The 2,142-nt window shown below is 40.9% G+C and carries 2 protein-coding genes; both read left to right on the top strand.

Going from position 1 to position 2,142, the window contains the following annotated elements:
- A partial coding sequence (locus tag J8L98_RS24305) for a phosphopantetheine-binding protein (protein ID WP_247682689.1) occupies positions 1–577 on the top strand: 577 nt, incomplete at its 5' end.
- Between the two features lie 2 nt (positions 578–579).
- A partial coding sequence (locus J8L98_RS24300) for a condensation domain-containing protein (protein ID WP_210998637.1) occupies positions 580–2,142 on the top strand: 1,563 nt, incomplete at its 3' end.

Raw genomic sequence — 2,142 nt, 5'->3', positions numbered from 1 at the left:
TGAGATAAGTGCCGTATTAAGTGCACTTCCTGAACTTAAAAATGCGGTGGTGATTGATGTAGCACACAATGCAGGCCAAGCTTTAGCTGCCTATATCGTGCCGCACAATGCTGACGAAGTAGACATTGCACAATTACGCGTCAGTTTATCGCAGCAGCTGCCTGAATATATGGTGCCTAGTAGCTTCACTATAATTGAAGACCTGCCATTAACTGGCAACGGGAAACTCAATAGAGCTGCGCTCCCTACTCCCACCTTCACTGATGAGAACAACTACGTTGCACCTCGTAATGAGCTAGAGCAACAACTGTGTGACATCTGGCAGGAGGTTTTGGGAATTGAACAAGTCGGCATTGAAGATAACTTCTTCCGCCTTGGTGGCGACTCAATTACAGCAATCCGTTTAATGAACCAGTGTAACAAAACACTGTCATTATCAATTCCAATTACCGTTTTATTTGAACACAAAACTGTTGCTGCGATTGCTGATAATTGTCATACCCAAGCACAAGGGCCTGACATTGACGTACCCAATAATTCAGATATTGAAGAACAAACAAATAGCATAAGGATATAACTATGTTGTCGCTATTGAATGAGCTAAAGCAGAATAATCTATCAATCTGGTTACAAGATGGTGGTCTTGAGTTATCTTTTGGAAACACCACGCCTGATGCTGCATTGATTGGTAAATTAAAAGCACACAAGCCTCAGCTAATGCAGTTTTTAGAGCATCGGAAGGTGTTTTCTAAGCAGCTGTTTAACCAGCTAACAGAGCTCAATCGTGCACCACTTTCTTTTGCGCAAGAACGCTTATTGTTTATTGAACAACTCGAACAAGGGACCAGCGCCTATCATATTCCATATTTAGTCGCGCTAGATGACCATACCTCTATCGATATATTGCAGCAAGCTATCACGCATGTGGTAACACGTCATGATGCACTCAGAACCGTTTTTAAAAGCGATCAAAACGGCGACTATCAAACCCTAATTGATTACACCCTAGAATTGCAAAGTCGCTTAATAGATAACGAACATGATGCTTTAAACGCTGTAGTACAAGAAGCGATTCATACGCCTTTCGACTTAAATAATGAAGCAAGTATTAGAGTATTAGCTTGGCATACAGACACGAAACAATACTTGCTATTCATTTGGCATCACATTGCTTTTGATGGCTGGTCTACAGAGATATTTATGCGGGATCTACATCAAGCATATTATATGCGTGAAGCCGGTAAAGAAGTGCAACTCCCTGCAGTTGAGTTAACTTACCGCGATTATGCCAATTGGCAAAGAAATCACCTAGAAGGTGAAACGCTTGAGCAACTGCTCGATTACTGGGTATCACAATTTGATGGTGTTGAACAACTGACATTGCACAGCGACTTAAATCGACCTAAAGAGTTTTGTTACCAAGGTGCTGATCACCCAATACAGCTTGGTAAAACTCGTTCAGATAAACTAAAAGATCTCGCGCAGCGCCATGAAACAAGTTTATATGTCGTATTAATCAGCGCATGGGCACTCACTTTAAATAAAGTAAGTAATCAATCTGAAATCATTGTTGGGACTCCATCTGATAATCGCCATTACTCTAAAACTCAAAACTTAGTCGGCTTTCTTGTAAATAGTTTACCACTGAAGATATCTGCAAACCCAGCGTTAAATTGGGTAGAACTTATTAAGCAAACACACCAAACACTCATTGAGGCTAAAAACCATCAAGACTTACCGTTTGATAAGCTGATCGATGCACTCAAATTAACCAGAGATCCCGCACAACACCCTTTATTTCAAGTGATGTTTAGCCTAGAACAGTTCGCCAATAATAGCGAAGATAGTCAACAGTTGTTTGCGCCCGTTCCACAAGAACAAATAAAAGCGCTTCATAAAGTGGCAAAGTTTGATATCAGCTTACTGTTACAAAATGCCGATTCAGGTGTTTTCGGTGATTTAAATTATAGTACTGCGGTATATTCAAAGCCGTTTATCGAGGCCCTTAGTGAGCGGTTTGTGTGCATGCTCGATAAACTATTAGACGATGAAACTCAGCCTATTTCTACCGTAGCAGGGCTATTAAATCATGAGCAATCATTACTACAAAGCTGGAATAACACTGAGCGAGCGTTCGATGCT

The organism is Pseudoalteromonas sp. MMG013, assembly GCF_018100885.1.
In the GTDB taxonomy this organism is placed as follows: Bacteria; Pseudomonadota; Gammaproteobacteria; order Enterobacterales; family Alteromonadaceae; genus Pseudoalteromonas; species Pseudoalteromonas aurantia.
The sequence above is the reverse complement of the archived record's forward strand: the minus strand, read 5'-3'. Positions and strand labels throughout refer to the sequence as shown.